Consider the following 20281-nt stretch of genomic DNA (forward strand, 5'->3'; position numbering starts at 1 on the left):
TCAAACGTTACTCCGCCGCGTGCGCCGCATTTTGCAGCTGAATCATGTCGTAGTAGTAGCCTTGCTTTCGCATCAGCTCGTCGTTGGTCCCGCGTTCCACGATCTTGCCGTGGTTCAATACCAGAATCAGGTCGGCATTTTGAATCGTCGACAACCGGTGGGCAATCGCAATCGTCGTCCGGTTTTCCTGAATTCGGGACAGGCCGGTCTGAATCATCGTTTCCGTCTCAGTGTCCACGTTAGCCGTGGCTTCGTCTAAGATCAGAATCTTCGGATCGGTCACCACCGTTCGGGCGAAGGTAATCAGCTGACGTTGGCCCGCCGAGTATTCCGTCCCCCGTTCGAGCACGGGCGTCGCGTAACCCTGTGGCAACTGATCGATGAAGTCATCGGCCTGCACAAAGTGGGCCGCCTGGTGCACCTGAGTATCGGAAATGTCGGTGTTAAACATCCGAATGTTGGTCTGAATGTCACCGTAGAAGAGCTGTGGTTCCTGGAGCACCAGCCCCATCTTAGACCGCAACTCCTCGGCCGGATAGTCGCGAATATCCCGATTGTCGATGAGCACTTCACCGGATTGGAACTCGTAGAAGCGCATCAACACGTTAATGGTCGAGGTCTTCCCGGACCCCGTTTGCCCGACTAAGGCCACGGTTTGACCAGGTTCGGCGACGAAGGACACGTCCTTTAGCACGGGATGTTCCTGATCGTAGGCAAAGGTCACGTGGCGAAATTCAACCTTACCGCGCGTAATCTTGGCGTCGGCCACCGGATGCTGCGCCGGTGCCAGCGTCTGGTCATCGACCACCCGCAGCACCCGCGAGCCCGCAACCATCCCATTTTGAAAGTCGCTCAGACTATCCATCATGTTACTCATGGGACTGTAGAAGTTGTTCAGGTAGGTGATGAATGCGTAGATTACCCCGGCAGCCACGACCTCGTGAAGGCCACGCATCCCGAAGATACTCAGAACAATCACGGTGCCCAACGCGTAGAACAGGTTGATGATCGGGCTCAGCAACAGTGAGTTGGTCCGAATCATGGCCTTACGCGTATCGTAGTAGGCTTGATTGGTCGTCTCAAAGTTGGCGGCCGTTCGGCGCTCCTGCCGGAATTCTTGAATCACGCTAATCCCGGTAATGGCCTCGGCCAGCTTCGTATTCAGTTCACTAAGCCGTTCACGCATCCGCCGGTAGACCTTGGAACTGTAGCGCTGGTAGTACCAGATTGTGACACCCAGAAATGGCACCAGTACCAGCGTCCACAGCGCCACCGTCACGTCGGTGAAGATCATCGCCAGAAACGATGAAATCACTGCGAAGATGGCCAGAATCAGCGTATTCAGCAGTGCCCAGAAGTTGGAAAATGTCATGGTATCGTTCATCAACCGCGATAGGATGGAGCCGCCCGGCGTTTGGTCGAAGTACCGCATCCCCTTGCCGTGCAACTGGCTAAAGAGTTGCCGGCGGACATTTTCCAACATGTATTCGGCGCCCATCGTACTGGTATAGTTCTGCCAGAATTGCATCAGCGCCCGCATGACCATGCCGAAGAAGTAGAGCCCAGCGAACAGCCACATGATGACGATGGTGGCGTTGCCGGCCCGTAGATAACGGTCCATGTACGTCTGCAACAGCCAAGGCAGGAAAACGTTGACACCGCTAATCAGTGCCGACAGGATGATTGAGCCGATGAAGAACCATTTGTACGGCGCCGCAAAGCGCAATAGGCGCTTGATGACCGTCCACTGTTCCTTGGTCGTCATGCTATGCGCCCAAGCCGATTCATGTTTATCCGTCATCACGAACGCCTCCCTTCACTTGCGTCTCGAGTTGTTGCTGATCGAACATGCGTTGATACCACCCGTGAGCGGCCATCAACTGGGCGTGGGTGCCCCGTTCGACGACACGACCATCGTCGAGTACGAGGATCTCATCAGCCCCCATGACCGAACTCAACCGGTGCGCCGAAATAATCGTCGTCTTGTTGGCCCGTTCGGCTTTCAAATTAGCTAAAATTTCGGCCTCCGTTTCGGCATCCACGGCGGACAAGGCGTCGTCTAGGATGAGCAGCTCCGGATTAATCAGGAGTGCCCGGGCAATCGCCATTCGCTGACGTTGACCCCCGGATAGTGAAATCCCTTCCTCGCCCACTTGGGTGTCGTACCCGTCTGGTAATTGGGCAATCTGCCCGGACAGGTCACTCTTCGTCGCCGCAGCTTCCACTTCGGCCTGGGTGGCATCGGGCTTGGCAAAACGGATGTTTTCGAAGATGTTTGAAGAGAACAGGAAACTTTCCTGCGGTACGTAGCCAATAGCCGGTAAGTAGCTGTCCAGCGCGTAGTCCTTGATGGGATGCCCGCCAAAGCGAATCTCGCCATCATAGGCGTCAAACTCGCGCAAAATTAGTTTCATAATCGTCGACTTCCCGGCACCGACCCGGCCGACAATTCCCAGCGTCTTCCCCGCTTGAAGGTCAAAGTCAATCTGCTGTAGACTGGCACCGGCGTCGTCCGGATAGTCAAACCGCTTGACGTGATAGCTCAACGTCCCGGTCGGCCGGACTTTCAGGCCGTTGACGCGGTCGATGATGTGGGTCTTTTGATTCAATAACTCCATGACCCGATCGTAACTGGCATTGCCCCGTTCCATGGTGTTAAAGAGCATCCCCACGGCAAACATCGGCCAGACCATCATCGCTAGGTAGCTGATGAAGGACACCAGATTCCCGATCGTAATGACGTTATGGGTGACAAAGAGGCCACCCAACACAATCGTGGCTACGTAGGACAGAGAAATCACCAAGGTAATGGCAGGATCAAACAGGGAATCCAACCGGTTCACGCGCCGGTTAATCTTGATGGTCCGATCCACCTGCTGGTCAAAGTCCGCGACATCGTCATCTTCTTGTCCCAGCGCCTTAATCACCTTGATTCCACTGATGCTCTCCTGCGCCTTGTTATTGAGACGGGAGAAGGCAGCCTGTGAGGCGCCGAACGCCCGGTGAATCCGTTGACCTAAGAACCAAGAGATGACGGCCAGAAACGGAAAGGGAATGATCGCAATAATCGTCAGTCGCCAGTCAATCAGCGTCATCATGGCGATCAGCGTGGTGCCCCCCGTGATAATCGCATCGGCAAACTGGAGAATGCCACCACCGGCAACCCGTTGCACGGCTTCGAGATCGTTGGTCGCGTGTGCCATGAGGTCCCCGGTCCGATAGTGTTGATAGAATTCCCGATCCATCAGCATGAAGTGGTTGAATAACCGGTTCCGGAGCAATTGTTCCAGATGGGCCGCCCCACCCCAGATGGCATTTCGCCAAAGATAACGGGTGGCGTACTGCCCCAGTGCGGCGAGGGTGACAAAGCCCAGGTCGATGAGGAGTACCCGCCCCGTCATGGTCTGCCCGTGAATGCCGTCGACCATGTTCCCGATGATCCGCGGCGGAATAATAGCGATGATGGCCGTCAGAAGTAGGCCAATCACGCCGACTAGATACGTCCGCCATTCTAGGCGAAAATACCAAGCCAGTTTACGAAAAATACTCACGAACGTCCCCTCCTTAAATTAAAATATGATTAAATTGTAACAGACTTTCCAATTTTACAGAAGTTACGGAAAAATGCAAACAAAAAAAACTCGCCTCCAGGAAAACCGGAAACGAGTCGTCAGTAAAACCAGACCTATTTTTTGTTGTGTGCGTTCTGTTGCATCGCGTTCATCATTTGATGTAACTTCCGTTGTGATGGTTTTTGTCCCATTTGCAACATCATCGCACGCAGTTGGTCTTCGTTAATTGGCGGATTGTCTTTCAGGTAGTTTTCCATGTACTTACGGGCACCGAAGAAGCCCCCAGCAGCACAGCCAAGGCCGACAACGATGACAATAATGATCCAGATCCAAGTTGACAAGGTATTCCCCTCCTTTTTGCAGTCATTCATTTTACAATTTTACACAAACTTAACGCAAAATAAAAGAGCGAATCCGGTAAAAAGACCCGCTCGCTTAATTAATTGTCGCGTAAACCCTTTTTGCGTTGAATATTGCGGACCTTTTCTGGCGTAACTTCCTTACCATTTTTGTCGTAAACCTGCATCATTTCGACCTGACTCTTGAAGCTGGCCCGAAATAACTTCAGGTATTTTTGCCGCAACGTTGCCCGTTCGGCCGTTTCCTCAGCGGTTAAGCCTTCATCCGTCTTGGCCTTGTGCGCCAATTCATTGATCCGTACTAATAAGGTGTCCATCGTTTCTTCAGCCATGAACAGCCCTCCTTTATTGTATTTTTTATGGTTGTGCGTCATCCCGGACACGATTACCCCCGGACAACGTCCACACGATTTCCAATTGAACGCCGGGTTACCCCCAGCATTTCAAGACGTCCCCTATCATATCAGGGTTATTTTCAGATTTCAACTCATTTACCCGAACATCTGTTTGAAAACGCCGAGAACGTATGCTACACTGTGATTAAACTATACTACGAATGACGAACGAGGTGGCAAAAATGAGTAAAGCTTCTGAAAGTAAACAGCTAGCCGTCCTACGCTTCATTTGGGAACGGGTAAATGAAAAAGGGTATCCGCCGACCGTCCGTGAAATTGGCGAAGCCGTCTCCCTGTCCTCGACCTCTACGGTGCACGGCCACATCGCCCGCCTGGAGAAGAAGGGCCTGTTGACCAAGGATCCCACGAAGCCGCGGGCCTTGGAAGTCACACCGGCCGGCTTGGAAGAACTGGGTGTCCACGAGCAACAGACGCGCATCCCCGTGCTAGGAACCGTGACCGCCGGCGAACCTATTCTGGCCGTTCAGGAAGCAACCGACTACTTTCCGGTTCCCCCAGAATTTGAACGCGACGACGATCAACTCTTCATGTTAACGATTCGCGGCGAGAGTATGATCAACATCGGTATTTTAAATGGTGACCAAGTCATCGTCCGGCGTCAACAAAACGCCGATAACGGTGATATTGTGATCGCCATGACTGAGGAAAATGAAGCGACCTGCAAGCGATTCTTCAAGGAAGCCGACCATTTCCGGTTGCAACCCGAAAACGATACCATGGCGCCGATTATTCTCAATAACGTTAGCATCTTAGGTAAGGTTGTCGGCCTGTTCCGCGACGACGTTCACTAATCATCATAAATGACAAAACAGCTGTCACACCGCGAGGCCTGACAGCTGTTTTTTATACGTTTTAGATCACCTTACCGTGATAGTGACTCTCCGGTAACGTCGCAAAGTCGTAGGCGGCCAAGGCCTCCGCTTCACGAACGTAGGCGTGTAGCCCTTCGGCAATCATCAGATTCAGCGTGGTGTCCTTCTCGTGTAACACCACCACGGGCTTCTTGCTGTGGAAGGCGTACCCAATCTCAAAGGCCGTTCCCGAATCCACCTGATCGTCCACGAAGTCCACCATCCCCACGACAACATCGGCCTGGTCAATCTGGGTGACGTCCATCTGGAACGTTTGGGTGGCCCATTCCGGCGTCCCCATGGTTAGCCCCGGGATCTCACTCTTACGGGGGCTAAAGAAGCTGTCGACACGGGGGTTAGCGGCTAAGGCTTGTTCCACCCGTTCAATCCGCGAAATCTGTTCATCGTCAAAGAAGGGTCCTGCTAAATAAACTTTGGTCACACTAATCTCCTCATTTCTCTCGAATGTAGCTCCTATTATACCGGAAACGTTAACTTTTAGCGACAACATTTTAATTAACATTCGGTTATAAAACGGTAAGCCCAGTCATTTTCATTAATTTATTAATATTATTCGAGTTTGACCGTCCGGTTGCGCGCCCTTTCACGAGACAATTGTTTCATGCTATACTGAAGCTAATTGACATTGGGGGGATCGGTAACATGATGATTTTGGGCTTTGCCATCATGGGTGGCTTAATTACAATAATCGCGGGATTTTCGTTGATAACGGCCATTCAGAATGGGAGTTCCAAAGTGGGCGTCAGTATTCTGTTGGTCGTGGCATTGTTGGGGACGGTATTTGCCATTTGGAAACTCCCCTATTGGTCGCACCAAACAACCGCTCCGGCCACGCACACGGCCAAGCAACAATCTCAGATTAGTTCGCAGTCCGGTCAGGTCTTCTCGGCAAGCTCGAGTGGTGTGACCCAGGCAGACAACGAGAAGAGCGTGCAGCAGCAGTTAGCCAAAGCACTCACTAAGCTGGGCACCGTCACCTTTGACCGTGCTAACAAGACCTACACGCTGACCGTGACGAACAGCGACCTTAAGCAGACGATCCAGGCGCTCACCAAGAAACCAAGTCTGGCCAAGCAAGCCAAGTGGCCGCGCTTCGTGGAAAACTTTACCAAGACCAGTGGCTCGCTGGCCAAGTCGCTGGGCAAAGGCTACCGTCTGGAAGTTCGTGTGGGTCACCAAGACCCGGTGCTGGTCTTCAAGGATGGTTACGTGGTTAAGAATCAATTCGAATAAAGATTAAAAATAAGGTGTCCGCTAAGCCTCAGACCGGTTAGTCTAAGGTTTAGCGGACACCTTTTAATTTCAACGCCTAACGGTGGCGGTACTGCCGTTGTTGGTTTTGCCGGCCAGCAAGATAGTAATCGGCCGTCTCTTCGCCCACGGCCAGTTGCGTATCACGCGCATCGTTACTGAGCTGACTACGGTAAATGGCCTCGTACTCGGTCACACTCACCCGCCGACGTTGGGCCAACAGCTGGGTCAATGCCACGTCGTCAAAGCCTTGGCGGAAGTCGGGCTGGATCAGGCCACTGAAGAACTCGCCCTCGGCCCCGGACCCGTAACTAAAGAAGCCAACGCGATTGCCAGGGGCCAGCTGACCGTGCCGCAATAGTGACAAGAAGCTAAGATACAACGACCCCGTGTAAAGATTTCCAACATTACGGTTGTCTTCCTGACTGGCTTCGAACGCCGCCTTGAGCGTGGCCTGCTGATCCGGTTGGGCCTCGGGTAAGATTTGCCGCAAGCCCTTCCACCCCATCTTTGTAAATGGCAAGTGAAAGGCCAAGGCATCAAAGTCGGCAATTGTCCGTTGCGTCTGCTGCTGGTAGTCCGTCCATACCGTTTTGAAGAAATCGAGATAAACATTCGTCGAATATTTACCATCGACCAAGGCTTCCGTGCGGTACGTTGGCCGCCAAAAATCCATCACGTCCTCGGTGTGGTAGGCACTCACGGGCTCTAAAGCTAAAATCTGGGGGTTGGCCGTCACCAGCACGGCAACCGCCCCGCCGCCCTGCGTCACCTCGCCGGCCGTTCGCAGGCCATAGCGTGCCACGTCGGCGCCGATGACCAAGACCTTAGCCGTGGGATGGACACGAACGTAGTCGGCCGCCAATTGGAGACCAGCCGTGGCCCCGTAGCAAGCCTGTTTGAGCTCGATGGCTCGCGCTTGGCTGGGTAACTCCAGAAGATGGGCCAGATACACCGCCGTGGCCTTCGAGTTATCGATACCCGATTCCGTCCCGAACAGTACCATGGCGATGTCATCCTTGAGCTCGGGCGTCAAAATCTGACTGGCAGCATTGGCGGCCATCGTCACGACATCCTGGGTCGGTGGAATCACGGCCTGCTGCGACTGTCCAATGCCAATCAAATATTTATTTGGATCTTCGCCCCGGGCAGTGGCCAGTTCGGCCATGTCCAAGTATAGTCCTGGCGTGTAAAAACCAATTTTATCAATACCGACACTGATGCTCATGCGTTGTGACCTCCTGAATTTTCGGTCCTGCCAGTTTGTGGCCAAGCTAACGATATGCTGGTCGCTTTTAACTGACGGTACCCCTTCTGAATTGAACTAACTTTAATTGTACAACACAAGTTGCCCCCACAGCTAGCCGATGACGAGGCCTAACGAACTCTTAATATTCTGTAAAAGAAAAATGGCCCGGGCCAATCCACCGATAATTCGGGTAAATTAGCCGCAAGAGCCATTAATTGTATCTAGCAATCAAGTGACACATTGTCTCGTCAGTGTTGCCATTCATATACTTTTTGCATGCTACAACTGTGTTATAATTTATGATCTTTCAACTGTTGCAGGACGGCCCGCAATTTTTGCTTGGTCTCGGCACTGACCTTGGGATATTCGGGGTGTAACACTTGCAATCGGTCGATCAAAATATTGGAGACAATCAGCCGAGCCACGCCCTTGTCGTCGGCCGGGATCAGATACCACGGACTCTTCTTGGTGGCCGTGTTCTCTAACATTCGCGTATAAGCGGTTTGGTAATCATCCCAAAAGGCCCGCTCCTGCATGTCGCTGGGGGCAAACTTCCAGTTCTTGCTGGGAACTTCAATTCGCCGTTCGAAGCGGTGGGTCTGTTCATCCTTGGACAGGTGCAAGAAGAACTTGATAACCTCGAAGCCCTGGTGACGTAAGTATTTTTCGTAATTTCTCAAATCATGGTAGCGGTGGTCCCAGAACTTATCGTCCACATCGCTCACCGAATCAATCCCCGGCAAGTTCTGTGTGGTCAACATCTCGGGATGTACGTGACTAATCAAGACATCCTCGTACTGCGACCGGTTGAAGATACGAATCTCCCCTCTGGGTGGCAATGCCTGATTAATCCGCCACAAAAAGTCGTGATCTAACTGTAGATGGGTCGGTTGCTTAAAACTGACCACACTGGTTCCCGAGGGATTCAAGCCGCTGAAGACGTGGCGAATCAGCCCGTCCTTACCAGCGGTATCCATCCCTTGGAGGATCACAATGATTCCGTGTTTCTTCTGCGAATATAACCGGGATTGCAGGTCGCTTAGCGTGGCCACGTTGTCGGCTAAGGCACTGTTAATGACGGCTTGATTGGGCCCCTTCTCAACACGTGTCGCCAGTTGGGCGAGTTCCAGGGGGTGTTCTCCAGCATAACGATAACTACTCTCAGTAGTCATACGCACCATCTCCTCATTAACTTTTACCTTAGCATGCTTAGACGTGGGATACCAGCGAACGCTTGGACTTTTTTGAAATAAACGGCAAAATCTTCGCGTTCCCCTGATAACCTTGATATACTTAGCATGTAAACACTTACTTGATCAATGGAGGCCTCGATAAAATGAAAAAGATTACGGCATACTTTGTTCGTCACGGTCAGACCATGTTAAACCACTACAATAAGGTGCAGGGGTGGATTGATTCACCACTCACCGAAAAGGGTCGCGCAGACGCCAAGCGCGCGGGTCAACAACTCAGTAACATCCCCTTTGTTGCCGCCTATAGTAGCGATTCCGGTCGGGCCATTGAGACGGCGCACATCGCCCTCAAAGAGAATCCGGACAACATGAACATCGTGACCTATCAGTACCCAGAGTTCCGTGAACAGTGTCATGGCTACTTCGAAGGCAACGACTTGAACCAAATGTGGCAGTTCGTCGGGGCCCAAGTTGGGCTGACCTCCGAATCCAAGGTGCTGGGCACCTACGGCTTGGAGAAGGCCCGCGACCTGATTCACCAGGCCGACCTGTATGGTGAAGCCGAGAGTAATGACATGTTCTGGGAACGACTCGACCGGGGCTTTGACAAGCTACGGGCCAACTCCAAGGATGGCGACCAAGTGTTGGTGGTCTCCCACGGAATGACGATTCGCTCCATCATTGATCGTTACGCGCCCGAATTGGACGAAGGCGTGGCCACCATCAACGGTAGTATTACCAAGTTGGAAATTACGGATGACGATATTCACGTTGACTTCTTCAACCGTATTGATTTCCAATCCTAAGCATGTAGGAGGTGCTTCACATGAAAAGTATCCATCGTTCACGTTATGACCGCGTCTTTGCCGGTGTCATTGGCGGTATCGCCGATCACTTCGACTGGAACGCCAACATCGCACGCGTTATCTTCGTATTGTTAGCCATCACCCCCATGTTTCCAGGACTCATTGCCTACCTGATTCTCTGGATGATTATGGGTGATCCCGAATAACTGGTTAAAGTCCGAGACCAACTCGGACTTTTTTCATACGCCAAAATAAAATAATGAAAACGCTAACAAAATATTCATAATTTGATTGACGTTGCGGAAAGGTTAGTCTACAATTTGAATTAACAACTTAGTTATACCCGCTATAACTTGGACGCTTTAAAAACTCAAGGAGGTTCTCTACCATGGCAAATTCAGAAAAAACTTTAGTATTAGTTAAACCGGATGGTGTTGCGGAAGGACATATCGGTGAAATTATTTCACGGCTTGAAAGTAAGCGCTACCAAATCACTGCCCTCAAGGTTTTGAATGCGACAACCGACCAATTAAAACGGCACTACAGGGAGCAGGTCGACAAGCCCTACTTCAATGAGATTCAGACTTATATGCAAGAAGGTCCCCTGGTCGCCATCATTGTGACGGGAACCGACGTGGTGAAAGCGGTTCATAACTTAGCAGGTAAGACCCGCCCTAACGACGCCCAACCCGGGACCATTCGGGGCGACTACGCGCACGAATACCCCGATGGCATTCTACGAAACATCGTTCATACGGCGGATAGCCGCGAGAACGCCCACCATGAAATTGCGATCTGGTTCCCAGAACTGGCGGTTGCGGCTCATCAAAAGGTGGCTGGCAAGGAAAAAGTTGGCGCCAAATAATTAAGATGAATTGACACCGGGGGGGCGCATATGTTGCGACCCCCTTTGCGTTTCGTTTTTTTGAATGACGAATTGTCAAGTCAAGCGCAACTTTATTCCAAAGAAAATTTCTGATGGACTCTTCCAGCCTAAGACCTTACGTGGTCGGTTATTTAATGTTTCAATGAACTGACAAATATCTTGGTCAGTGAGTTGATCTAAATCAGTTCCTTTTGGGAAATACTCACGAATAAGACCATTTGTATTCTCGTTAGTTCCCCGTTGCTGTGGTGCGTGTGGATCTGGAAAATAGACCGGAATACCTAGCTCTTGACTAACTTCACGATATCTTGCGAATTCAGTCCCACGATCCGGCGTAAGCGTACGAACTCGTTTGGGCGTCACAGTATGCAATAAGTCAATCATAGCTTGTGTAACGTTCTTGGCGTTTACTTTGGAAACTCGTTGAGATAGTAAGTAACGTGATTTACGGTCCACCAACGTAACTAAAGCTGAACGTCCAGTCTTACCTCGAACGGTGTCACCTTCCCAATGGCCAAACCAGCTCCGGTTATCACACGACACTGGCCGCTCATGGACTGAAGGAACATCATTAAACCGCCCCCGTCGTTCATTGATTGTTCCTTTGACCTTGCGAGTTTTGCCACGATGGCGGAGTTTACGGGCAAAACCACGAGCGCCACGACTCTTACGTTTAATTCCCAAATTATCACGTTCAATTCCGCGATAAATGGTGTTGTAACTAATTCGCCATCCACTATTTTCGTGAAGTAAACGCCCTGAGATTTGTTCGGGAGACCATTGGTATTGAACGATGCAGCGAAGGACAAAATCTCGTAATTTCAGGTCAGTTAGGAGTCTAGGACGGCGGCTCTTCAGTCGGCGCCTTTGGTAGCTCTCTTGTGCTTTGACAGCTGAGTATGCATCACGACCGCCATTGCGTGTAACTTCACGTGATACAGTGGCTTTAGAACAGCCAATTTTCTCCGCAATAACTTGATAGCTATCGTTTAAAGTGACGCCTAACAGTATGCATTCTCGGTCTTTTAAGGTAAGATGTTTGTACGAACTCATAGCCTAAAATCTCCTTTAAATGATTGTTGTGGTGACTTCATTTTACAGGACTCAGGCTATGAGTTCCTTTTTTATCTTCTTACTTGTTGCACTTCAATTGTAAATTCGTCATAAAATAAAAATCCCTCCAAACGACCGTAAGTACCTAATAACTGACCGTATTAAATTATAGTAACTAAAGGTTGAAAGTTAAAAAAACAGCAAAAGCCCGGCACGCCGGGATTTTACTGTACAAGAATAGACATGGATCGCTCCACGAGTACAATTGATTCTATGATATTTGGTGTTGAGAATGAACAGCAAATTCCAAGAATTAATGAGCAATTCAGAGGCGCTGGGCCTTAAGAAGATGAATGCCTGCCTACCTGAATTTATTGATCAGATCAACGAACAACAACTTTCCTTCACAGGGTCCATGCTTCAGCTCACTAACGTGGAGCTGGAATGACAAGAGCATTGACAAGTGAAGCGGATAGTCGAACGAGCAAGATTTCCGCAAGAGAAATCGCTAAGAGCTTTTGACTTTTCTTTTCAACCCAGTATTAAGCAGCAACAAGTCATGGGTTTTAGTGATCTGGCCTTCATGGAGAAGCAAGAGGATCTGATATTCATAGGTAGTCCGGGCGTCGGCAGGACGCACTTGGCCGTAGGTATTGGTATGGCCGCTTGTCAGCAAGGCAAAAGGACGCTCTTTACTGTCATGAATTACCCTTGCGCCTCCAATCAGCGTACGAGAAGGGCACATTAGACCGTTGTATCAGTCGTTACGCACGATATGATTTACTAATAATCGACGAAATTGGATACTTGCCAATGGAGCATGATGAGGCAAATCTTCTCTTTCAATTGATCAACACCCGATATGAGCGGTCTTCGACCATTATTACCAGCAACAGTGAGTTATCAGCATGGGTTGAAATCTTCAAAAGTCCTACAGTCACGGCCGCGATTTTAGATCGTTTAGTGCATTATGCCCATATCATTAAAATAACCGGGAAATCATTCCGCCTTAAAGCTACAAACCGACCACCAAAAGCCTACGTTTCTTAACCGCCATTTCTCTACAATTTTGAGCCGCTATTGACAACTATTTCTTTTTACCTCTGACTTGAATCAATTATTTGTACAAGTTCATGGTGTGATGATGCGCCGTAATGCGGACATGGTGCTTGCTGATAAAATGATAGGTGCCAGTTGAGATTGTCTTTCCTGCTTCCCTGTCATACCCCTTAAACTTGTAAAAGTGTGCTTTCACTTTTTTATACTTGAGATGGGTCAAATACGGATCATTGTCGTTTTGAATAAACACCTTCTTAGAAATATGTAGCGTATCATACATTGCGCCTTTAGGATACTTAGCCTTATCATCCCAAGTTCCTCGAGCAATCTTGGGTGCTCCTTTATGCCACGAAGCAGCTTGCCCCGAGATACCTGAATTAACAATAGGTGTCAATAAAAGAACGCTTGTAACTACTAACAATATGTTTTGCCCGATTTAAAATTGAAGTGCAACACCCCTTAAGACATTAAGGGTAAACAAATAGGCCATGGAGACCTATACTTTTAAGCGACCAAACCAAAAAGAAAGAGGTATCTCCATGACCCAGTCAAATCATACCACTACCATTACTTACCAACAACTCTCTGCCGAAGAGCGTGGCCAAATTGAAGCGTTCTTGAAGGACCACCAATCTGTTCGCCAAATTGCTCGTAATCTTCATCGAAATCCCAGTACTATCTCACGCGAAATCAAGCGTGGCACGGTTCGCCAGCTTAACTCCGACTATCTGCCATACTATCAATATTTTGCTGAAGCAGGACAGGCTGTCTATGAAAAAGACCGCCTTAAATGCCATTCTAAGGGTTTACTAAAGCGTTGCTGGCTCTTCTTCAAGCTGTTAGTCCAAGCACTCAAAACCAAGATTAGAGTCGATAGTGTCGATAGCTTCGTCCACCGATTCCATCAACTTTATCCGGACAAGCCGTGTCCATCGACCCCCACGGTTTATCGGTACATTGATTTAGGTTATCTCGACCTCTGTAACGCTGATTTACCAGTCAAGCTTCGTCGCCGAGTAAAGAGCACTCGTCGAACTCGCTCCCGAAAGAATAAGAAGATATTGGGTAGCTCAATCGATGAGCGACAAGCTATCGTCGACCAACGCATCTTGGTGGGTGACTGGGAAGGAGACCTAGTTAAGGGCAAGCGGGTTGCTAGCGAGCCCGCACTGATGACATTAACCGAGCGTGTCAGTCGTTTTGAAATCATCGTTAAGATTCCTGACTACCACGCTGACACTTGCCGCCAGGCACTTCAAGGGGTCATTACGGCCTATGGTCCTAAGAACTTCCAGTCAATCACATTTGACAATGGCAGTGAATTTGCCGAGCTAGATCAGGTCCAAGGAACCAAAGTTTACTTCGCTCATCCTTATACGCCCTCTGAACGAGGGTCTAATGAGAATCTCAACGGTCTCATCCGTGAGTACATTCCGAAGGGCATCTCTCTCAAGAACTTTGATCTACCAACGATCCAAGCCATTCAAAACGCACTTAACCATCGCTTACGTAAATCCCTGGGCTATGCTAGCGCCGCCCAGGTCTTCAAAACACAGGTCTTCAAGAACATGCATCCGGTTATGCTTACGCCTTACTGTCCTGTGTTGCACTTGATTTGACAATTGGGGAACAATATGTTTTTCATAATAGACTCCCTCAATCATTATTTTAACATGCTTAATTATACCTTGATTTTTCTAAATCAACAACTGTCTTAGTTGGTAAATTACCCGGGTTAAGAAGCTGTGTGCCGTCATACTGAAACTTAGTTGAGAACTTCATAAAATCAGGAATCCAACGATCCAACAAGAAAGTTTGGGTGTAGCCCTCAGTTCCTGTAGTCTTAAAATCCGTGACATAACCGTCACTGTCATACTTAATTGGAACAAACATAATTCATCACTCCTTATTATTTTATTAAAGCCTTCACCGCATTAATTGCAACCACGTAGTTGTTCCTGTGTGACTAATGTTTCTGTATTTGGAATAGTCCAACCGCTCCAAGCCGCCGGACTTCCTGAGTAAATATTAATTCGTTCACGCTTGAAAATGTCATGAAATTCAACGAATTTTGCACCCGTGCTAATGGACTGAATTTTAAAGTATCCCCAGTTATTTCCGTTATAATCCGTTAAAGCTGATGAAATTCTTAGGTAATGTGCCTTGAATATAATAGATTCCATCCCTCAAGCTTAGAATATCAACGGCGGCTGTAAAATTCTTTTCGAAGTAAGTACTTTGCGGAATTAGCCGCCAAGGCCCCCAACCAGAACCGACCCAAAGGGTTCTATGTGCCGTTTCACCAGTTTGACGATGTGCAGTTTGTGTGATCACATTGGCTCCCACGGCTTGAACAGTCCAACTAGTATAAGTGTCACCATTAAAAGGCCCATTCTTAATAGCTGTGTCCGAACTGTAAGTACCAGGGATAAGCTCATTGCTCATGTCAGCCCCGTTATGAGTGACACCTTTAATAAGCGGATTTACTTGTGCCACATCAACCTTATCTTTTGGGCTTGGCGTCCATGGCAATAGCATACTTTCCTGCTTGATTTGCGCCTCAGTGAAATAAACTGCCGATGATTTGCCATCAGCCGACCCGTTATGGTCGATCCGAAATGCTCCCGCAACAACATTGTCCGACACCATGAATGCACCTGAACGGCTATCCAACCACTTGTATGACAAGTTAATGCCTGCTTCTAACAATATTGGTACAACCGTTCCATTTGATGTAAGACCAATGAGCATACCAGAAATTAACGTTTAGGAACAGACCCTAGCTGCGCGAATTTCAAAAAGAGTCATTTCTCCAATTACAAAGGTAGCGTTGGCATAATAAACCGCTAATGTTGCATGAAATATAGATGGAAAATAGAGTATTGCTGTTGTACCAGCGTTTCTAGCTATATGCATTTAATCGAGAAAACAAAAAAGCGCATCCCCGCCTCCACCAAGATAACGGGATGCGCAACACATAAGCTCCAAGGGATAAGTACACCCTTTTTACATATCTAATTTTAACTGAAAGGAAGTGATGCTACAAGTTTCTCTGATAAATTTTACCCGGCTAGGTGAATTTAAGGAGGAAATCATAATGGCAAGTATTAAAAAACGAAACGGCAAATGGTCAGTTCGTGTGAGTTATTATGAAGAGTTTGGCAAAAGAACTTCGAAAAACAAAGGTGGCTTCACGCTCAAGAAGGACGCCGAAAAATGGGCTAACCAGCTTGAACAACAGAAATTCAACAAATCTATTGGTGAGATGAACAACAACCTCACCTTTTACGATTACTATGCCAATTGGCTTGAAACGTACAAACTTCATAAGTTAGCTCCTGTCACAGTCCAAGAATACCGCTACACGCTACACCAAGTTAAGGATTGGCTAGGTGATACCAAGCTTTCTGATATGACTCGGCCATGTTATCAAAAGTTTCTCAATGATTTCACTCATGGTAACGATGAACAACGTACCAAGCGTAAGCTAACCGGTGATGCGCCCTATCACAGCAAAGCCTCAGTTGAGAAGTTACACGGTCATATTCACGCTGCTGTAATTGATGCTGCCGCCGATGGCCTTATCAGATCGGACTTCTGCCTTCACGCAGAGCTAGGCGGCCACCAGGGGAAAGATGCGCAACTAAAGTATCTAGATGCTGACGACATGGAAAAACTAGCTAATGAGGTCAATCGCAACGTTCAGCTAACATCTACATCAAAATCAATGATCTATACCGGGTTAATGACAGGAATGCATGTGGCGAAAGTATCTGCCCTTACATGGCCTGACATTGATTGGAAAACTAAGACCATTAGCGTGAACAAGTCGTGGGACTACGTTTACGACCAGAAATTCAAACGGACAAAGACTGAATCCAGCATTCGTACGATCACAGTCACAAACGAATTACTGAATCACTTAAAACAGTTGCATGCCCTTCAGATAGCTTCGAGTTTAGATAACCCCGATCATATGGTCTTCTTAAACAATCGCGGTCGGATTCCTACCCCGGTGCCTGTGACTTACTGCTTAAAAATATCATGAGTCTTCAGGTATCAAACGTATCAGTTTTCACGGCCTACGTCATACTCACGCTAGCTACTTGCTTTATTGTGGCGTGAAAATGGCGTATATATCCAAGCGCCTTGGCCATAAAAATAGTTCCATCACCCGAAATGTTTATGCCCACTTAATGCAGGAGGACCAGCAGCAGGAAGAAACACGCACACTTACTGCCCTAGAGAATATTAACTAGAAAGTGTGCATTGGTGCATTCCTCTAATCGACTGGTACCAAAGGGTTTCTAGGCGATTTTAAGTCCAAAATGGTGCACCTTTTATTTCAGTAAAAACACTGATTCTGATGCTATTCACGTAAAAGTGCACCAGAAAGTGCACCAAACTATCGTTTCACACCGTTCTGAGGCGTTTTTAGCAAAATAAAAACCCCTTCAAATCAACGTTTGAAGAGGTTTAGAGAAGATTAACGCTATTCATTTAAGGAGAGTACAGGATTTGAACCTGCGCGCCGGTATTAGCCGGTTCGCCGGATTTCGAGTCCGGTGCATTACCACTCTGCCAACTCTCCAAGTCACCACTTAATATATTTTACCAATAATGACCATAAATGCAAGCGTCTTTTTGATTTAAAATGTGGTTTGAGCCAGTATTTCTGGGTCGAACGGATCAATCCAGGCGGGGTCCGCCGCGTGGAGCTCTAGCGGGGAGATATTGGCGCTGTCCAATTTGGCCGCCAAAACTTGCTTGTCCTCCTGACGGACCGTGGCAATTTCCCAATCGGTCCACTCCGATTGCCAGGTCTCACGACTAATAATCACTAAAATACGGTGGGATCGTTTAATCTCTTTACGGAGGTGCCGCTTGATTCTAGCGGCGCGGACCCCAGCAAACTTTTCGGGCAAATGTTGCTCATGGAAACTGATGGTCGGAAACTCCCAGTGTTTCTCAGCCCATTCTAGGAGTTGAACTTGAAACGAATGGGCTAACGGATCGGCTGATTGATAGCTGATAAATAGATCACTCATCGGTCAAACTCCCTTTCTGATTAGTCACAGTGTAGTCCTTCAACAAGACAAAACGATGACAAATATATTTATTTCTTATGAACACTATATAACAAGACTAATTCATAGATCAATCTGTTCATAACCCGGTGGCCCAAATTCCCTATTCAGTATAGGTGATAACCCAGATATAGGGGACTCATACAACTGCTAAACGGCTAATTAGTAAACCTGAGCCGATTAATTAATTTGTGAAATAAAACGGTGGCTGACCTATTTAGCCTGTAACCGCGCAGTAGTCATTCGCTTGTTAGGGGCTTGCGTAAATTTACTGCGCCTTTATACTAAAAGACAAGGACTATTTGTAGAAAGGATTCACGCTCATGTTAAAACTCATCGCCCTCATCCTCGTCGTCATTGCTCTGGGCATCGCCCTCTACAGTTATTTAATTGCCAAAAAGAATCAATAATCCACTAACCTATGGGCGTTTAAAACGACTTCACCATGAAGTCGTTTTATTTTTTAGCATTTTACTTGCCAAACGATCTCTTTTCGGTTATAGTATAATCATTAACTAATCTAGTTTATTAGTTAATTGAAAAGGGATTGTGTCTTTAACCAATCTTCAGTGACGTTCTATTTTGTCTGCTGCCCCCGCCAAATATAAAGGAGGTAACACCCATGTACCAACGTTTACTCGTCCCCATCGATGGTTCTAGCAACGCCAACGAGGCGCTCAAGACCGCTATCGACCTTGCCAAGGATTGGCACGCCAAGCTGGTCTTACTGAATGCCATTGACATCACCCAGTTCTCTCCGCAAGGGCTCGGTGGTGGCTACGCGGCAGTCATTAAGGGTATGCGCGAAGCCAGTGAAGAGATTCTCCAAAAATCTAAGGCGGCCGTGGAAGACGCTGGGCTTGAAGCCGCACTCATTGTTCGTGAAGGATCCCCCAAGCAGATTATCGTGGAAACTGCCAATGCGTCAGACGCCGCCATCGACCTCGTTATCATGGGTAAGACTGGAACGAACGCCTTCTCCCGGCTCATCGTTGGGTCTACCACGAACTACGTTGTCCAGCACGCGGCACCAAACGTCGTTGTTGTAAACGACCTACCCGCAGACGCCTAAAGTCCTGTATCAGCCTTAAGTTGTCAACTAAAACTTTCAGAGAGGTCCTCCCCTCTCTGTTTTTTTGTGCGCCCTTCAATTTTTCCTTTCAGAAAACAAGCCACAAATTGCACGCTTTTTCATGAAAAGTCGTGAAGTCCCTTTTTTCAGTTTCCACGTCGGGCTATAATGGGAACATGAACTTTTTCTAGGAGGCTACATATCTTGAAACAAACACACTCACGGTGGTTCTTAATCGGCATGATGCTTATCGCGGCCAACCTCCGCTTACCCATCACCATCATTCCACCGCTCCTGCCCAGTATCGAACGGGCTCTCAACCTCCCCAGCTCGATGGCCGGCTTAATCACTTCGATTCCCTTGATTACGTTTGCTATCTTCTCACCGATCATCGTAAAACTAGCGCAGCGTTGGGGAAACGAACGGACCGTCTTCGTCCTCTTTCTTCTGCTGATTGGCGGCACCTACCTGCGGATCATCCCCACGCTAGCCGCACTACTCTTCGGGACCTTCCTCGTGGGGATCGGTATCGACAGCGGCAACGTCCTGGTGCCGGCCTTAATCAAGGAACACATGCCCTACAAAATTCGTCTGGGAACCAGCCTCTACACGCTGTCCATGCTGCTCGTGGGGGCCATCGGGACGGCGATCTCCGGGATTCTGATCTCACGGACCAGCCTCGCCGTTACGCAGGCCTACCTTGGCATCATCAGTATCATTGCCATCCTGGCCTGGCTACCCAATGTCCGGACGAAACGCCAACCCCCACTGACCGCCGAGCAACGGTCTCACATCCCACACTATCAAAGCGTCTGGCACCAACCTCTGGGCTGGCTCATCACCCTCTTCTTCGGGCTCCAGTCCCTGGTTTACTACGCCATCATCACCTGGTTACCGTCAATTCTAGCGGTCCACGGCGTTTCCACCCTGACGTCCAGTAACCTTTTGACCCTCCTTCAAATCAGTGGGCTACCATTGTCCTTCATGGTGCCGCTCCTCTTTAACAAGCGCCACGGGGTGACCCTGCTACTGAGCATCATGACTCTAGGCTACGTTGTCGCCCCCTTAACCTGGCTGATCGACACGCAATCCGTGCCGTTCCTGACGGTTGTCTGTCTGGTTACCGGGCTGGGGTCCGGGGTCGCCTTCAACTTAGCCATCATGTTCTTTACGGAAAAGACGACCAACCCCTACCAAACGGCCGCTATTTCTGGCATGGCCCAATCGGCCGGTTACTTACTCGCCGCTGTTGGTCCGATTCTCTTCGGTTACCTCCAACAATTCAGTCACTCCTGGGTCCCCGTCATCTGGCTACTGGCATTTTTCGCCGCGGCGTTAACCATCACCGGTTTCATCGTGCACCATCGCGGGATGATTGCCAATTAATTCGGAAACCAGTATGACCT

Annotated in this window: 19 protein-coding genes, 1 tRNA gene and 3 pseudogenes; 10 read left to right on the forward strand and 13 right to left on the reverse strand. The window is 48.7% G+C overall.

Features of this window, described 5'->3' with window-relative positions:
* Positions 1-7 precede the first annotated feature (7 nt).
* From KB236_04435 to KB236_04450, 4 genes are all read right to left on the reverse strand, one after another.
* The gene (locus KB236_04435) at positions 8-1801 is read right to left on the reverse strand and encodes an ABC transporter ATP-binding protein/permease (GenBank protein ID UIF29984.1); all 1794 of its coding nucleotides are present in this window, start codon (positions 1799-1801) and stop codon (positions 8-10) included.
* On the reverse strand, positions 1791-3551 hold the full coding sequence (locus KB236_04440) for an ATP-binding cassette domain-containing protein (GenBank protein ID UIF29985.1): 1761 nt from the start codon (positions 3549-3551) through the stop codon (positions 1791-1793). Before KB236_04440 ends, KB236_04435 begins: the two co-directional genes overlap by 11 nt.
* A gap of 134 nt (positions 3552-3685) precedes the next feature.
* Positions 3686-3913: a YneF family protein gene (locus KB236_04445; GenBank protein ID UIF29986.1), complete on the reverse strand. Its 228-nt coding sequence runs from the start codon at positions 3911-3913 to the stop codon at positions 3686-3688.
* 98 nt (positions 3914-4011) lie between these two features.
* Positions 4012-4263, reverse strand: a complete 252-nt coding sequence (locus KB236_04450) for a DUF896 domain-containing protein (GenBank protein UIF29987.1) — start codon at positions 4261-4263, stop codon at positions 4012-4014.
* A gap of 245 nt (positions 4264-4508) precedes the next feature.
* Here KB236_04450 and lexA point away from each other — a divergent pair, with 245 nt between their 5' ends.
* Positions 4509-5138, forward strand: a complete 630-nt coding sequence (gene lexA, locus KB236_04455; protein UIF29988.1) for a transcriptional repressor LexA — start codon at positions 4509-4511, stop codon at positions 5136-5138.
* A 61-nt stretch (positions 5139-5199) separates the two neighbouring features.
* Here the strand turns inward: lexA and KB236_04460 are convergent, their stop codons facing one another.
* Entirely contained in the window at positions 5200-5640 is a 441-nt protein-coding gene (locus KB236_04460; protein ID UIF29989.1) for a nucleoside 2-deoxyribosyltransferase, read from the reverse strand.
* A gap of 224 nt (positions 5641-5864) precedes the next feature.
* On the opposite strand from KB236_04460, the gene KB236_04465 reads away from it, so the two are divergent.
* Entirely contained in the window at positions 5865-6452 is a 588-nt protein-coding gene (locus tag KB236_04465) for a hypothetical protein (GenBank protein ID UIF30289.1), read from the forward strand.
* Between the two features lie 76 nt (positions 6453-6528).
* On the opposite strand, the gene KB236_04470 is transcribed toward KB236_04465, so the two are convergent.
* Together KB236_04470 and KB236_04475 are read right to left on the reverse strand one after the other, a co-directional pair.
* Entirely contained in the window at positions 6529-7698 is a 1170-nt protein-coding gene (locus tag KB236_04470) for a hydroxymethylglutaryl-CoA synthase (GenBank protein ID UIF29990.1), read from the reverse strand.
* A 311-nt stretch (positions 7699-8009) separates the two neighbouring features.
* Positions 8010-8891: a polyphosphate kinase 2 family protein gene (locus KB236_04475; GenBank protein UIF29991.1), complete on the reverse strand. Its 882-nt coding sequence runs from the start codon at positions 8889-8891 to the stop codon at positions 8010-8012.
* Between the two features lie 164 nt (positions 8892-9055).
* Here KB236_04475 and KB236_04480 point away from each other — a divergent pair, with 164 nt between their 5' ends.
* The 3 genes from KB236_04480 (at position 9056) to ndk (ending at position 10583) form a co-directional block, all read left to right on the forward strand.
* A complete protein-coding gene (locus tag KB236_04480) occupies positions 9056-9718 on the forward strand; it encodes a histidine phosphatase family protein (GenBank protein ID UIF29992.1) in 663 nt (220 codons plus the stop codon).
* Between the two features lie 20 nt (positions 9719-9738).
* Positions 9739-9924, forward strand: coding sequence for a PspC domain-containing protein (locus tag KB236_04485; protein ID UIF29993.1), 186 nt, complete (start codon positions 9739-9741; stop codon positions 9922-9924).
* A 182-nt stretch (positions 9925-10106) separates the two neighbouring features.
* Positions 10107-10583: a nucleoside-diphosphate kinase gene (ndk, locus tag KB236_04490; protein ID UIF29994.1), complete on the forward strand. Its 477-nt coding sequence runs from the start codon at positions 10107-10109 to the stop codon at positions 10581-10583.
* Positions 10584-10658: 75 nt separating this feature from the next.
* Here the strand turns inward: ndk and KB236_04495 are convergent, their stop codons facing one another.
* Positions 10659-11657, reverse strand: coding sequence for an IS30 family transposase (locus KB236_04495; GenBank protein UIF29995.1), 999 nt, complete (start codon positions 11655-11657; stop codon positions 10659-10661).
* A 292-nt stretch (positions 11658-11949) separates the two neighbouring features.
* On the opposite strand from KB236_04495, the pseudogene istB reads away from it, so the two are divergent.
* A pseudogene (istB, locus tag KB236_04500) lies at positions 11950-12707 on the forward strand (IS21-like element helper ATPase IstB).
* 67 nt (positions 12708-12774) lie between these two features.
* On the opposite strand, the gene KB236_04505 reads toward istB, so the two are convergent.
* On the reverse strand, positions 12775-13110 hold the full coding sequence (locus KB236_04505) for a hypothetical protein (protein UIF29996.1): 336 nt from the start codon (positions 13108-13110) through the stop codon (positions 12775-12777).
* 145 nt (positions 13111-13255) lie between these two features.
* Here KB236_04505 and KB236_04510 point away from each other — a divergent pair.
* Positions 13256-14245, forward strand: a pseudogene (locus tag KB236_04510) (IS30 family transposase).
* A gap of 148 nt (positions 14246-14393) precedes the next feature.
* Here the strand turns inward: KB236_04510 and KB236_04515 are convergent.
* Both KB236_04515 and KB236_04520 read right to left on the reverse strand, forming a co-directional pair.
* Positions 14394-14609, reverse strand: coding sequence for a hypothetical protein (locus KB236_04515; protein ID UIF29997.1), 216 nt, complete (start codon positions 14607-14609; stop codon positions 14394-14396).
* Between the two features lie 228 nt (positions 14610-14837).
* Complete coding sequence (locus KB236_04520; protein UIF29998.1) at positions 14838-15467, reverse strand: hypothetical protein; 630 nt, start codon at positions 15465-15467, stop codon at positions 14838-14840.
* A gap of 346 nt (positions 15468-15813) precedes the next feature.
* Here KB236_04520 and KB236_04525 point away from each other — a divergent pair.
* Positions 15814-16975, forward strand: a pseudogene (locus KB236_04525) (site-specific integrase).
* 244 nt (positions 16976-17219) lie between these two features.
* On the opposite strand, the gene KB236_04530 reads toward KB236_04525, so the two are convergent.
* Both KB236_04530 and KB236_04535 read right to left on the reverse strand, forming a co-directional pair.
* Positions 17220-17307 (reverse strand) — tRNA-Ser (locus KB236_04530).
* Between the two features lie 58 nt (positions 17308-17365).
* Positions 17366-17764 (reverse strand): TIR domain-containing protein, encoded by a 399-nt coding sequence (locus KB236_04535; GenBank protein UIF29999.1) that lies wholly within the window; start codon positions 17762-17764, stop codon positions 17366-17368.
* Positions 17765-18425: 661 nt separating this feature from the next.
* On the opposite strand from KB236_04535, the gene KB236_04540 reads away from it, so the two are divergent.
* Both KB236_04540 and KB236_04545 read left to right on the forward strand, forming a co-directional pair.
* The gene (locus KB236_04540; protein UIF30000.1) at positions 18426-18875 is read left to right on the forward strand and encodes a universal stress protein; all 450 of its coding nucleotides are present in this window, start codon (positions 18426-18428) and stop codon (positions 18873-18875) included.
* A 240-nt stretch (positions 18876-19115) separates the two neighbouring features.
* Positions 19116-20261 (forward strand): MFS transporter, encoded by a 1146-nt coding sequence (locus tag KB236_04545; protein ID UIF30290.1) that lies wholly within the window; start codon positions 19116-19118, stop codon positions 20259-20261.
* The last annotated feature ends 20 nt before the right edge of the window (positions 20262-20281 follow it).

Source organism: Levilactobacillus brevis, assembly GCA_021383565.1.
Lineage (GTDB): Bacteria > Bacillota > Bacilli > Lactobacillales > Lactobacillaceae > Levilactobacillus > Levilactobacillus brevis_B.